14 protein-coding genes and 1 pseudogene are annotated in these 12,920 nt (G+C 60.5%); 12 read left to right on the forward strand and 3 right to left on the reverse strand.

All coding sequences use genetic code 11. The features are described from left to right. The first annotated feature begins 339 nt into the window (after positions 1–339). The 9 genes and pseudogenes from RUW20_RS03800 to RUW20_RS21625 all read left to right on the forward strand — a co-directional run bounded on the left by RUW20_RS03800 (position 340) and on the right by RUW20_RS21625 (position 7,926). Positions 340–786 (forward strand): SRPBCC family protein, encoded by a 447-nt coding sequence (locus RUW20_RS03800; protein WP_313950869.1) that lies wholly within the window; start codon positions 340–342, stop codon positions 784–786. A 422-nt stretch (positions 787–1,208) separates the two neighbouring features. Then, the gene (locus RUW20_RS03805) at positions 1,209–2,291 is read left to right on the forward strand and encodes a nitronate monooxygenase (protein ID WP_313950870.1); all 1,083 of its coding nucleotides are present in this window, start codon (positions 1,209–1,211) and stop codon (positions 2,289–2,291) included. Positions 2,292–2,321: 30 nt separating this feature from the next. Then, the gene (locus RUW20_RS03810) at positions 2,322–2,603 is read left to right on the forward strand and encodes a glycoside hydrolase family 3 N-terminal domain-containing protein (protein ID WP_313950871.1); all 282 of its coding nucleotides are present in this window, start codon (positions 2,322–2,324) and stop codon (positions 2,601–2,603) included. A 436-nt stretch (positions 2,604–3,039) separates the two neighbouring features. Next, a complete protein-coding gene (locus RUW20_RS03815; protein WP_313950872.1) occupies positions 3,040–3,456 on the forward strand; it encodes a cupin domain-containing protein in 417 nt (138 codons plus the stop codon). Positions 3,457–3,759: 303 nt separating this feature from the next. Next, positions 3,760–4,044: a hypothetical protein gene (locus RUW20_RS03820; RefSeq protein WP_313950873.1), complete on the forward strand. Its 285-nt coding sequence runs from the start codon at positions 3,760–3,762 to the stop codon at positions 4,042–4,044. Between the two features lie 304 nt (positions 4,045–4,348). Continuing rightward, the gene (locus RUW20_RS03825; RefSeq protein WP_313950874.1) at positions 4,349–4,759 is read left to right on the forward strand and encodes a universal stress protein; all 411 of its coding nucleotides are present in this window, start codon (positions 4,349–4,351) and stop codon (positions 4,757–4,759) included. 392 nt (positions 4,760–5,151) lie between these two features. After that, positions 5,152–7,452, forward strand: a complete 2,301-nt coding sequence (locus RUW20_RS03830; RefSeq protein WP_313950875.1) for an isoamylase — start codon at positions 5,152–5,154, stop codon at positions 7,450–7,452. Positions 7,453–7,523: 71 nt separating this feature from the next. After that, positions 7,524–7,739, forward strand: a pseudogene (locus tag RUW20_RS03835) (IS21 family transposase); the annotation flags it as partial. Next, positions 7,699–7,926: a hypothetical protein gene (locus RUW20_RS21625; protein WP_409559297.1), complete on the forward strand. Its 228-nt coding sequence runs from the start codon at positions 7,699–7,701 to the stop codon at positions 7,924–7,926. The pseudogene RUW20_RS03835 and the gene RUW20_RS21625, both read left to right, overlap by 41 nt. Positions 7,927–8,070: 144 nt before the next feature. On the opposite strand, the gene mads4 is transcribed toward RUW20_RS21625, so the two are convergent. The 3 genes from mads4 to RUW20_RS03855 all read right to left on the reverse strand — a co-directional run bounded on the left by mads4 (position 8,071) and on the right by RUW20_RS03855 (position 11,089). Then, on the reverse strand, positions 8,071–8,682 hold the full coding sequence (gene mads4 / locus RUW20_RS03845) for a methylation-associated defense system protein MAD4 (RefSeq protein ID WP_409559296.1): 612 nt from the start codon (positions 8,680–8,682) through the stop codon (positions 8,071–8,073). Position 8,683: 1 nt separating this feature from the next. Further along, positions 8,684–9,973 (reverse strand): methylation-associated defense system AAA family ATPase MAD3, encoded by a 1,290-nt coding sequence (gene mads3, locus RUW20_RS03850; protein WP_313950877.1) that lies wholly within the window; start codon positions 9,971–9,973, stop codon positions 8,684–8,686. Between the two features lie 216 nt (positions 9,974–10,189). Continuing rightward, positions 10,190–11,089 (reverse strand): LysR family transcriptional regulator ArgP, encoded by a 900-nt coding sequence (locus RUW20_RS03855; protein ID WP_313950878.1) that lies wholly within the window; start codon positions 11,087–11,089, stop codon positions 10,190–10,192. Between the two features lie 95 nt (positions 11,090–11,184). Here RUW20_RS03855 and RUW20_RS03860 point away from each other — a divergent pair, with 95 nt between their 5' ends. From RUW20_RS03860 to RUW20_RS03870, 3 genes are all read left to right on the forward strand, one after another. Further along, on the forward strand, positions 11,185–11,784 hold the full coding sequence (locus RUW20_RS03860) for a LysE/ArgO family amino acid transporter (RefSeq protein ID WP_313950879.1): 600 nt from the start codon (positions 11,185–11,187) through the stop codon (positions 11,782–11,784). 297 nt (positions 11,785–12,081) lie between these two features. Next, the gene (locus RUW20_RS03865; RefSeq protein ID WP_313950880.1) at positions 12,082–12,276 is read left to right on the forward strand and encodes a hypothetical protein; all 195 of its coding nucleotides are present in this window, start codon (positions 12,082–12,084) and stop codon (positions 12,274–12,276) included. Next, on the forward strand, positions 12,269–12,886 hold the full coding sequence (locus RUW20_RS03870) for a class I SAM-dependent methyltransferase (protein WP_313950881.1): 618 nt from the start codon (positions 12,269–12,271) through the stop codon (positions 12,884–12,886). The genes RUW20_RS03865 and RUW20_RS03870 overlap by 8 nt, the downstream gene beginning before the upstream one ends. Positions 12,887–12,920: the final 34 nt, after the last annotated feature.

Raw genomic sequence — 12,920 nt, forward strand, 5'->3', positions numbered from 1 at the left:
CAATTATCGCCGTCTCGTCAGCGCCGACTTTTGCGCCTACGCGAGGGCCAGCGGGGTCAGTCCTCACATTCCAACACCGCCTCACGGACGACATCAACTGGACAAACGTCGATCTTTCTGCGACCTTCCCCTGGCAACACGCCCCGGCGATCGAAGGTGATCGAAAGGGTCAGAGTGATTGCCGTTTTCAAATCACTCCGACCCTTTTCCAACGCTAAATCACTCTGACCCTTTTCCTACGCTTTTCCAACGTTGAGCGTCACGACACACGTTGTAGGGCCACGGCAGGAACCTCGGTCCACATTCAGATTGAACCGTGCATCGAAAGGAGAATCACAAATGCCAACAGGTACCGTCCGCTTGCATCGCGTGCTCCGTGCGTCACCGGAGCGTGTCTATCGGGCCTTCCTGGACGCCGACGCCATGGCGAAGTGGCTTCCGCCGCGCGGGTTCACCTGCAAGGTTCACCACCTGGATGCCCGTGTCGGTGGCACCTTCCAGATGTCGTTCACGAACTTCAGTTCAGGCAACGGGCAGTCTTTCGGCGGCGAGTACCTTGAGCTCGTTCCACATGAACGCCTTCGCTACACCGACAAATTCGACGATCCCAACCTGCCCGGGGAGCTTCAGGTGACCGTGGCATTGAGGAACGTGTCCTGCGGCACGGAAATCACCATCGTGCAAGAAGGAATACCTGAGGTCATCCCCGTCGAAATGTGCTACCTCGGCTGGCAGGAGTCACTTTCCCAGCTGGCCGCACTCGTCGAACCCGAGATTCCGGGCTAACGGTCATGACATGGCGAGATACCCCAGATCATGAAAGTCATGACCGTCCCCCCTCTTCTCCGACCCTTCTCCCGCGGTGGGGTGAAGGGAGACTCGTGAGTCGCGTGCGCGACTTTCACATTTATGACGTGACGCCCAACAGCGGAGCCGGCGGGGTCAGCGCCGACACTCCCACAGATCCAAACGGGTAACAACAAATGGTCAAACTGCGATCTTTCTGCGCCGTTCCCTTGCCACACGCACCTGGCATCGAGGTTTTTTCGAAAGGGTGAGAGTGATACCTTTCTATTTTCTCGTCAGCGAGTCGCCGGGGCCAACGCATTTCGGATTGAAAGAGGAAAAACGAAATAGAGGCAGAATGTCGGCAAGGTGATACAGGAAATGTCGCTGACCACTTTGATCTTCGCCAGGGAGGACATGACATGTGGCCGAATCGCAGACTGCTTGATTTATTGCACATTGAACTGCCGATCGTTCAGGCGCCAATGGCCGGGGCGAGTGGTTCGGCGATGGCGGTGGCGACGAGTGAAGCGGGCGGGCTGGGCTCGCTGCCTTGCGCCATGCTTGATGCGGACAAGATCCGCGCAGAGCTTGGTGTCATCCGCCAGCACACGACAAAGCCCATCAACGTCAATTTCTTTTGCCACACGCCGGCCCAGCCAGACGCCAGGCAAGTGGCGGCGTGGAGGGCGCGTCTGGCGGCGTACTACAGCGAACTGGGCCTGGACGCCTCAGCCCTTCCACCAACCGTCGTTCGTGCGCCGTTCGATGAGGCGATGTGTGAAGTTGTCGAGGAGCAGAAGCCGGAGCTTGTGAGCTTTCATTTTGGCTTGCCTGAGCCGTCATTGCTGAGGCGCGTGAAGGCCTCACGATGCCTCGTAATGAGTTCCGCGACCACCGTTGAAGAAGCACGTTGGCTGGAAGCACACGGATGCGATGCGATCATCGCCCAAGGCTATGAAGCAGGCGGTCATCGAGGGATGTTTCTGACAGATGAGCTGTCGACGCAGGTAGGCACTCTCGCGTTGGTGCCGCAGGTGGTCGATGCGGTCACCGTACCGGTGATTGCGGCCGGGGGCATTGCCGATGGGCGAGGGATTGCGGCAGCATTCGCTCTGGGGGCCTCGGGGGTGCAAATCGGCACCGCCTATCTGTTCACTCCGGAGTCGTTGATCAGTCCGCTGCACCGCGCCGCCCTGCGCGCGGCGCGTGACGATCAGACGGCGTTGACCAATGTCTTCAGCGGCCGGCCAGCGCGGGGACTGATGAACCGGATCATGCGCGAGGTGGGGCCGATGTCGGATGTGACGCCGGCGTTCCCAACCGCCGGCAATGCACTGGCGCCGCTGAAAGCGAAAGCTGAAGCCGCGGGAGTCAGCGATTTTTCATCGCTGTGGTCGGGCCAGTCGGCAAGTCTTGGCCGAGAGATGGGTGCCCGTGATCTGACCCGTCAGTTGGCCGAGGAGGCATTGCAACAGCTGGCTTGGCTGGCTTCGTCGAGGTAAGGCTGCCCATTCAGGCCGGCGGCAACGGCATTGACGGCGACGGAGAAGCCGGTCGAACTGCTCGCCAGCACCGACTGGCGGCCGTTCCGGTGCGCAGCGCAAACCGGTGCGGCGATCATGCTGGCCCACGTCGTCATTTCCGAGGTTGATCCGCTATGGCCGGCGCCGCTCGCGAAAGCCGTCGTACAAGGGCTCTTGCGCCAGAACTGGGGCTACCAGGGGCTGCCGATCAGCGACGACCTCAACATGGGCGCCGTCTATCGACTCGGCATTGGCCATGCGGCAGTCGCGGCGGTGCAGCGATTGCCGTAATGCCGTGCTTGGCATACGTCGGTCAGGCGAAGCATAAACAAAAGCCCGATCCGCTGTGGGACACAGGCTCCCAAGGAAAAGAAGGCCAAACGCCTCGTTGCGGCTGATTTTCAGCTCGCTGAAGATGGTGCCCGGTGCACGGGCCCGGCGGGCAATCGACTGTATCCGAATGGCGTGAACTGCACCTTCAACGCGTACGCGGCGAGGATGTTCCGTGGCGTCGAGCGCTCCGGTTGGCCCTGCGCGCTGCCGGTATCAAGCGCTAGCGCTCCACCCTACCTACCTACAACGGGTACCATGAACAAATTTCCAGGCCAGTTTCCGGGAGGAGGGAAAGCTACAACTCAAGCGATCCGCGACATGCTCATCCGGAAGCAAGCGGACTGGCACCACAGTTAAATTTAAGCGTTTCACCATCTAAAAAAAAGGAACAAGCATGAAGAAAGTCTTTCTCGGTTTATTGCTGGCATTGGTGTTTGCAGGCCCGGTTCAAGCCGATTACCCCGCCGGCGTTTCGGTGGATAGGCTGGCTAAAACAAGCTCAAGCTGGGACGGAACGCCATTGCCCGCATACCCGAAAGGCCGCCCTGAAGTAACTATTTTGCGCATAACAATTCCAGTCGGGACGGTTTTACCCATGCACGAACACCTGGTGATCAATGCCGGCGTTCTGTTAAGTGGAGAGCTTACTGTCACCTCCGAAGACAACGAAAAGCTGGTGCTCAAAGCGGGAGATCCAATCGTGGAGCTGGTGAACAAATGGCACTTCGGGAAGAACACAGGGAGTACCCCGGCAGAGATATTGGTGTTCTATGCAGGCTCGCAAGACACGCCGATTACCATAGAAAAATAGACGCCAACGACAACTCGCAACGCATACCGGCCAAAAGTCGGCGATTGACGGCTGCACCCGGCGTCCGCCACACTCGCCGCAAGCCCAGTGGATTTCCTGGCCTTTGCGCAGACCTTCCCCAACCCAGTAAGGATGAGACCAGTGCACACGCTAAGAAATGCTCTCACTGCGCTCGTGACGCTGCTCCTGCTGGCGGGTGGGGCAAGCGCCCAGCAAGCTGATATCTCTGGGACCTGGAAGGCGGAAGTGCGGAACTTGCGGCCGATCAATGGGAAGTTGGTGTAGTCTGTGCTTGAAATGACCTTGAAGATTGAAACGCCAGATGGAGGGCTGATCAAGGGCAACAAGCATTGGAAGAAGCTGCGCGGGCAAGGCGGGAACGTGGCCGGCGTGGATATGCCAGAGGCCAACGAGCCGTTCATCGGTACGATCGAGTCGGACGGCCAAACCGTTCGAATGGTGGAGATCGAGGATTACGGCCTCATGTTCGGCAGAATAATCGGACCGGACAAGCTGGAAATCAGCTACATGGAGCCTCACCCGCATGCCGTGGTTTGGACAGCCATATTCCAGCGGATAGCCGAATAAGCGCTGACGCTGTGATCGCGGGGGCCGCGGGGGCCGTCAAGAACCCGCGCCAAAACCCACCCCCTGCGGCGCCTGGCATCGCGACCGTGATGCGAATGAGCAAAGTCTGTCGGACGGGCAGCATTGGCGACACCAGGCCCTCAGCCATCAAATCGACGGCCTTCGGCCCCTTTGACCACAGGACATTTGCATGCCCAGAATCCGCGATTGACTGTGGTGGCTTGCGCGGTGATACTTGCCGATGAAGTTTGCATGCGCGTCTATTCGCAGGTTCATTCAAGCCGAAGAGCAGAGGAGTATCAACATGTACAAGACTATTCTGGTACCGATCGACATGGCACACGTCGCCGCAGGCAAGGCAAACGTCCACCTCGCCGCGCGCTACGGCGCGGAGGGCGCGAAGATCATTTTGCTGAATGTGGTGGAAGACATTCCGAACTGGGCAGCGATCGACCTGCCGGCAGGTCTGCTCGAGAAGTCCGTCGAGTCGACGCAAGCGGAACTGAAAGCGATAGCCGAAGCCAGTGGTATGCACATGGATGTCGCTGTAAGAACCGGCCATTCCTACGACACCATCCTCGATGTGGCCAAGGAGAAGAAGGCCGATTTGATCATCATCGCTTCACATCGGCCCGGCTTGCAGGATTATTTTCTCGGCTCGACCGCCGCCAAGGTAGTCCGTCACGCGAACTGTTCGGTACTCGTGGTTCGCTAGACCCCTTCCTTTTCCTGACGTCGACCCTGGACCGCGCGAACCGGCACCCTAGCTAGTGAAATCTGGAGCCCGGTTTGTTGCCTTCCGCCTGCGGTGGCGCAAGAACATCAAAGCTGGCGGCACCTTGTAACTGACGGGGTCGGAGTGATTCGAAAATTGAAATCGCTCTGACCCCGGTCATCGTTGCTTTGGCCGTTTGACCGTTTGACCGTTTGACCGGGGCAACGCCGCGGCGCAGCACAAGACCGCGAAGTGCGACGGTTCCAATGCCGTCCAGGAGAGCTATCGGAGCACCGGTAGCGGCAACCGTAAGTTGCCAGTTGCTCCTCGGGCAGGCGGGCCCGTGCCGACGGCGCAGTCAAGCCCTGTAGTGACATTCCAGGAGACAGGCCATGCGTTTTGTCCGCAATGTCCTCTGCGCCGCGCTCTGTGGCGTGGCGCTGAGCACCGCCCCGGCCTCGGCCGCGATCGATGCGTCGCAACTCGGCGCGAAATACAATGCCAGCCGCAGCCGGATCACCTTCAAGGTCTCCTCGTCGCGCGCAACGCGCATCGAGCTGTGGCTGTATTCCTCGGCGAGCGGCACTTCGGAAGTGGCCCGCATTCCGCTCACGCGCGGCGACGGGGACGTCTGGTCGACGGCGGTCTCCCGTGCCAGACTGGCCGCCGCCGGAATCAGCGGGCCGGTGTACTACGGCTACCGCACCTGGGGCCCGAACTGGCCCTATGACGCGGGCTGGAGCAAGGGTTCTGGCCTTGGCTTCGTCAGCGATGTCGACGCGCAGGGCAACCGCTTCAATCCGAACAAGCTGCTCATCGATCCGTACGCCCGGGAACTGAGCCACGACCCGCTGACCCCGACCAACCTCGACGGCACGCTGTACGCGTCGGGACCGCTCCATCGTACGAAAGACAGCGGCAGCCTCGCCCCCAAGGGGATCGTGCTTGCCGGCGACAGGCAGTCCGTCGGCACCAGGCCGACGCGCGCCTTCAAGGACGATGTGGTGTACGAGGTGCATGTGCGTGGCCTGACCATGAACGACAGCAGTATTCCGGCCGCCTACCGCGGCACCTACCGCGGTGCGGGCCTGAAGGCGGCCTACCTGAAGAGCCTGGGGATCACCGCGGTCGAGTTCCTGCCGGTACAGGAAACCCAGAACGACACCAATGATGTCGTGCCCGACAGCACCTCGGACGACAACTACTGGGGCTATTCGACCCTCAACTACTTCGCCCCCGATCGTCGCTACGCCTCTGACCGCAGCCCCGGCGGGCCGACGCGCGAATTCAAGAAGATGGTCAAGGCCTTTCACGACCAGGGCATCAAGGTGATGATCGATGTCGTCTACAACCACACCGGCGAAGGCGGCGCCTGGTCATCGGCAGACACGGCGACCTACAACGTACTGAGCTTCCGCGGGCTGGACAACGCGGCCTACTACACGCTGACCAGCGACCTGCAGTCCACCTGGGATAACACCGGCGTCGGCGGCAACTTCAATACGCACAACCCGATCGCGCAGAACCTGATCGTGGATTCCCTGGCCTACTGGCGCGACACCTTGGGCGTCGACGGTTTCCGCTTCGATCTCGCCTCGGTACTCGGCAATACCTGCGAAGTCGGCTGCTTCAACTTCGACAAGATGGCCAGCGGCAACGCGCTCAACCGCATCGTGCGCGAGTTGCCGCCGCGCCCGGCCGGTGGCGGCACGGGGGTGGACCTGGTGGCCGAGCCGTGGGCGATCGGTGGCAACTCGTATCAGGTCGGTGGTTTCCCAAGCGGCTGGTCAGAGTGGAACGGCAGCTATCGTGACACCTTGCGCCAGAGTCAGAACCAGCTCGGCGTCGCGCCGATTACCACCGGCCAACTGGCCACGCGCTTTGCCGGCTCCGCCGATCTCTTCGAGAACAATGGCCGCAAGCCCTGGAACTCGGTGAACCTCCTGGTGGCCCATGATGGCTTCACCCTGCGCGACCTGTACGCCTGCAACAGCAAGAACAACAGCCAGCCATGGCCGCATGGCCCGTCCGACGGCGGCGAGGACAACAACCATAGCTGGGACCAGGGCGGCGTTGCCGCCGAACAGCGCAAGGCGGCCCGTAACGGCCTGGCGCTGGCGATGCTCTCGGCTGGCGTGCCGATGATCAGCGGTGGCGACGAGTCACTGCGCAGCCTGCAGTGCAACAACAATCCCTACAATCTCGATTCGAGCGCCAACTGGCTGAACTGGCAATGGAACAGCGACCAAGCCAACTTCCAGGCCTTCGCCAAGGGCATGATCGCCTTCCGCAAGGCGCACCCGGCGCTGCGCCCGCTCGATTTCTATTCGAGCGTCGATAACAACGGCAACGTGATGGAGCAACTGCGCTGGTTCAAGCCCGACGGCAGCATGAGCGACAGCGCCTACTTCGGCGATCCGGACAAGCGCGCCATCGCCTGGCGCATCGACGGCAGCGAGCTGGGTGACAGCGCCGCCGCGATCTACGTCGCCTACAACGCCTGGAGCGGCGAGGTGAATTTCACCTTGCCCTGGCCCGGGCCCAACCGCAAGTGGCATCGCGTCACCGACACCTGCACCTGGGCCGAAGGCACGGGCCAGGTTCGTGCCCCCGGCAGCGAAGAGTTCGTGGGTGTCGAAGGATCGAACTACGGCGTCTGCGGGCGCGGCGTCCTGGTGCTGATCGGCAGGTAGGGGACGTCTGTCAGCAGCGAATGTAAGTTGATACACCGACTTGAGAAGATCGGCGATTTGTTGAGGCGCCGATGATCACGAAGGAGGTGTATGTGGAAATCGAAGTACTAAGGAAGCACGGATTCAGCCTGCGCAAGATCGCTGCCGAAGTAGGCTGCGCGGTGAACACCGTACGTAGCCATCTGGCGAAGGGAAGCCAGCCTTGCTGCCAGCGCCAGAAGAAGCGGGTGAGCAAGCTGTCCGCCGATGAAACGTACCGGCGCGAACGACAAGGTGCCGCGCAGCCGCGTAGATCCCGTCGACCGCTCTGAGACCCCTGTTCGCTCGTACGACCGGATCGGCTGCAGCCTGCAGCCGGATCGTGCGCAGGAAGGCGCGCAATTGGCTGATGCCGCCACGGTAGCCGAGCGCGGCAATTTCGCCGAGCAGAACCGTCCGCAACACGTTGGCCACCGGTTTTATCCTGATGGGTGACTGGTGCGAACTACTTCCGACATCGAAAGATTGAAAACCAGGGCACGGATATTACGGCTACTGCGCGAAAGAATTCGCTCACCCTTCTGGCTGCAGCCGGCTAACGAGTGACCGCGATTGCATTTGGTTGCGGAGCTAGTCCCGTCAAACGCGGAACCAAGCCGATAGTTGCCCTCGCAAGCGCCCAAATGCTGGATCAGTGCAATGTTTAAGGCTGATTCGTTTGGTAATTCTTTCGTAAAGCGCCGACGACCTCGGGCGCTTCTGCTCTCGGCAAATCAGTTGCATTGCCTCCTTCGGCATTCGTGGCTTGCCGTCGATTCCGAACTCGAAACCTCTGACACGCAGCCAATCGCGAATGGGGGTATTCTGCGACCAGTCTAGGCTTTCGCGCAGAGCGTTGTCCGCACCCCACAGCCAGACGTCGACCTCAGGAACAATCACCAAGGCCTTGGCGCGCTCGCCCCACGCCGCTTGCAAATCGAGATCCAGAGTGGCCTCGAGCATCAGTGGGGATTCATCCTCCCGCCCGCAGCCATGAAAATCCAAGACCATCAGGGCGTGGCGAAAACGACGCGCTTCGCTTGCCAACAACTCAGCGCCGGTGCTGCGAACGCCGCCATCACGGCCCATATGCGGACGAAATACATAAGTCACCGGCCGAATTCCCAAAGCCTGCGGACGTGCCAGAACACCCTGCAACGCGAACTGCATGTTCTTGTCAGCCACCAAGACGACCAAGTCTTGCAAAGCCACCTCAGCTTAGAATACCGGCAGCAAAAAGGCTTCCCAGATCGGGCCGCCCTTGCTTCCAGTTCTGTAGCGCCGGATGGCAGTCGCCTGCAACGATGTCAGTGGCTCCGGCCGCGTCCTTGGCAAAGCACAGGATCTGGGCGGGTTCCAGCATGTTCAGAGCTACCGGGCTATGCGTAGCAATGAGCACCTGCCCATCGTAGATTGACGAGAGCGATTGGATGACCGTCTCGATAGCACGAGGATGGATACCGTTTTCTGGTTCTTCGATAAGGAACACACCGTTCAGATCCGATAGGTAGGCCGGAATGGTCAAAGCCAAGAGTCGAAGAGTTCCGTCGGACGCCAGCCACGATGGAACCTCGGCGCCATTTGCATATTTGATAACCAGGTATCGGTGTCGGTCTTCTCGGCGTTCGACAGTGTCAATGTCGACGATATCCTCCAGGGCAGTGCGCACGTGCTCAAGCCAGTCTCCGAAACGCTGCCGGTCGCGGCGCAATTCGGCAATCACCCAGGGCAGATTCGAGCCGTCGGTTTGAAAACGCTGCCCGAGACCAGGCGGACTCGGCTGACGCATGATTTGGCTGTCGAGTACGACGTTCTGCACTCCCGTCTCAAGCAGATCCCGGAACCACGAGCTGACTGGGAAGTTGTCCTCATCGGCTGGAATGTGAGCCAGCGCCAGCTTGGTTCGCCCGAGGCGAAAGGACGGTGCATACGACTTCTTTGCCCCTTCGGTGTAGTAGTTGTCGTTACCGCCAGGTGTCTTCTTCATCACCACCTTGAAACCCGGGCGCCCTTTTCCGACGAAAATGGATGGCGCATCGTCACGAACAAATGGGAACATGTCGCGCTGCAGCGCAGGTGTCCCCAAGTCTGCCGTGCGCAACCACAAGGTCTCGTGATTCAGCCCGAGCTCATCCGTAGGCGCATCAAGGCCAATTTCCAGTTCATACCGGACCAACGTATAGCGTTGCTTGTCTTCGGCCATACGCTCACGTACACCGGCAGGAATCGGCGCCTCTACAGCCAGCTGAAACGCGGCCCGCGACCCTAGGTTCTCGGTTGGCCCCTGCCAGATCAACTTGTCGAAATTAGCGCTGCGCGACAGGATCGTTTCACGCACGGTGCCACGCGGGTGCACATGTACGAGATCGCTAAGCAGACCGATGACATCCAAAAACGTCGTCTTACCGCTGGCGTTTGGTCCCACCAGAGCCTGGATCGGTCGCAGGGTCTGGTTGACCGCCTTGAGGCAGCGGAAATATCGGGTCTGAATGCGGGAAAACATCGAATGGAGAGTAGCAGATTCAATGGTAAGGACCAGAGTATATGTGATGTTTTCTGCAGATCGGCGTGCGAATCAGAGTCAAGTCCAAAATCGGTAGTGCCATTGGGAGCCAGAGTGATTTGTAAATTGCAATCACTCTGACCGCTTTGACCAGCCCGCCCTGGCCGCCGCTGTCAGCATGACGACTGCTTCTCTCAGACGAAATCACCAAATCGTTTACTCTTGGCGCAGCGCCTTCTTTGCTGCCTTATGCACCAGTCGGCTAAGGGCCTCCAGCGCCGACGAAGCAATTCGCCAACGATGCCAGAACAGTGGAACGTCCAAGCAATGCTGCGGAGCGAGCTCGATGAGTTGCCCCGCTTTCAGGTGCGCCTCGGCCAGCTGTTCCGGGATCATTCCCCACGTCATGCCGCGCAACACAGCCTCACCAAAGGATCGGGTGGTGGGGACGTAGTGCGTCGGTGGCTTGATGACGGCATCGGTGAGACGGGCCAGAAAGACCTGCTGCAGACCATCTTTTTTGTTGAACATCAACATCGGGGCGGCGTTCAGAGACTCGGCATTGAGCCCGGCGGCGAAGTGCCGCCCGGCGTATGCGGGTGAGGCCAGCGCCAGATAGCGCATGACGCCGAGTGGCTCGACCCGGCAGCCCTGGATCGCCTTGGCATTGGCGCTGACGCCTGCCATCACGGAGCCTTCACGCAGCAAAACCATCGAGTGATCCTGATCCTCGACCCGCAGGTCCAGGGTCATGGCCGTGCTGGCGCCCAGAGCATCGAACACCTCGAGGAACCAGCTATCCAGCGAATCGGCATTGATCACCATCGGAATGCGCACGGCAGACGTGGCGCCGGCATCGGCGACGCCCAGTTCCACGAGCAGTTCGGATTCCAGCAGGGCAAGTTCTTCCGCGTAGCGCAACAGAAGGCGTCCGGCGGCAGTCGCCTGGCAGGGCGTGCAGCGCTGGATCAATACCTGCCCCATGCGCTCCTCCAGCAACTTGATCCGCTGACTGATCGCCGATGGCGTGACGTTCAACTTCCGCGCTGCCAGTTCGAAACTGCCTTCGCGGAGGGCTTCGGCGAAAGCCGCCAATTGCGCGTTGTCGATTTTCATGGGTTAGAAAATCTAATGAATACTTACGCAGTTTAACTGTATTTGTTTTGTGGCGCGCCATAAGCTGACGGCCTTGCCCACTTCACTGACAATTCATGCCAGCTGACCTGATTGCCGGATTCCTTTCGGGCGCGGTCCTCATCGTCGCCATCGGTGCGCAGAATTCCTACGTGCTGCGCCAGGGCGTCCGGCGCGAACACATCCTGCCACTTGTGCTCATCTGCGCCAGCGCCGATGCCCTGCTGATCGCGGCCGGGATTGCGGGACTCGGGGCAGTGATCCAAGCCCAGCCGGTATTTCTCAGCCTCGCTCGCCATGGCGGGGCAGTGTTCCTGCTCCTCTACGGACTGGCATCGGCGCGGCGCGCCCTCCAACCGGAACAACTCATCCTCGACGCCGGGCCGGGCGTGCCGCTCGGCGTTGCGCTCGCGACCTGTCTCGGCTTTACCTTCCTGAATCCGCATGTCTATCTGGATACGGTGATCCTTCTCGGCTCGCTGGCCAGCCAGAGAGAAGAGGGACGATGGATTTTTGGGGCGGGAGCTGTCGCTGCGAGCTTTGTCTGGTTCTTTGCGCTCGGTTACGGGGCGCGTTTGCTGGCCCCGCTGTTTGCCAAACCCTCCTCCTGGCGCGTCCTCGACTCGCTGATCAGCATGACGATGTTGGGGCTGGGTGGCATGTTGTTACTGGAGTAGCGGCGACTGGTAGCGCATCGCCCCTCGCCGTTTATCTATCCGTGATTGGGGGAGGGGTCCCGAAATGGCGGCGTTGGACCGCGCGGGTAGTCGTTGGACGCCAGCAGGCTACAATGGCGCGGTGCCGTAGCGTGTTGTCGCGAGTTGACTATAGGCACCCGGGATGGTTGGGCCGAATCGAATCTGAGATCGCACCTGCGCAGTCACCAGGGAGTTGATCAGCGCTCACCTGACCGCGTGACTGTCCTCTCGCGTTTTTGGCGGGCTTCCACGCCGCCTCTTTCTTTGGAGACTGCCATGTCGTCGTGGGGCTGCCCGCATGAAGTCAAGGGACTGTGCACCAAGGTGAACGACCTCGTCTGTAACCCGGGCATGAAGGGCTGCGAACTGGCCGGTCGCTACATCTTTACCAGCAGCGAAGACAAGAACAAGCGACTGCGGGAAAAACAGGCGCGGGCGGCAGGCGAGCAGGAAGGAATTGAGGATGTTTAAGCGTTCCTGGTTCTGGGATCGCTTGGCCAAGCGCTACGCCAGGATGCCAATTCCAGATCAGGCGTCCTATGAGACCAAGCTGGAGAAGACCCGGGCCTTGCTGCGGCCGGATAGCCGGGTGCTGGAGTTCGGTTGCGGCACCGGTTCTACCGCCATCCTCCATGCCCCGCATGTGGCGCTTGTCCATGCCATTGACTATTCGCCGCGGATGCTCGAAATCGCCCGCGAAAAAGCTGGTGCCGCCGGGGTGACCAACCTGACCTTCGCCCAGGCCACACTGGCCGAGTTGGACAGCCCGGCAGGTAGCTGGGATGTCATCCTGGGTATGAGCGTCCTCCACCTGTTGCCGGGTCGGGTGCAGACCCTGGCCCGGGTGCATCACTTGCTCAAACCGGGCGGGGTGTTCATCTCGAGCACTATCTGCATCGGGGACGCCTCGTGGCCGATGCGTGTGTTGGCGCCGGTGTTTCGCGCACTGCCACTGTTGCCCAGCATTTCGTCGCTAACGCTGAGCCAGCTGAAGGGCGAGTTCGAACGCGCCGGATTCAAGATCGAGGACTGCTGGCGGCCGGGCGTAAACAAGGCCGCCTTCATCGTGGCGAGAAAATGAGCCGGAGGATGCCGGGGTCTGTCCCCTGATTCCC

It is taken from the genome of Accumulibacter sp. (assembly GCF_032229525.1).
GTDB lineage: Bacteria > Pseudomonadota > Gammaproteobacteria > Burkholderiales > Rhodocyclaceae > Accumulibacter.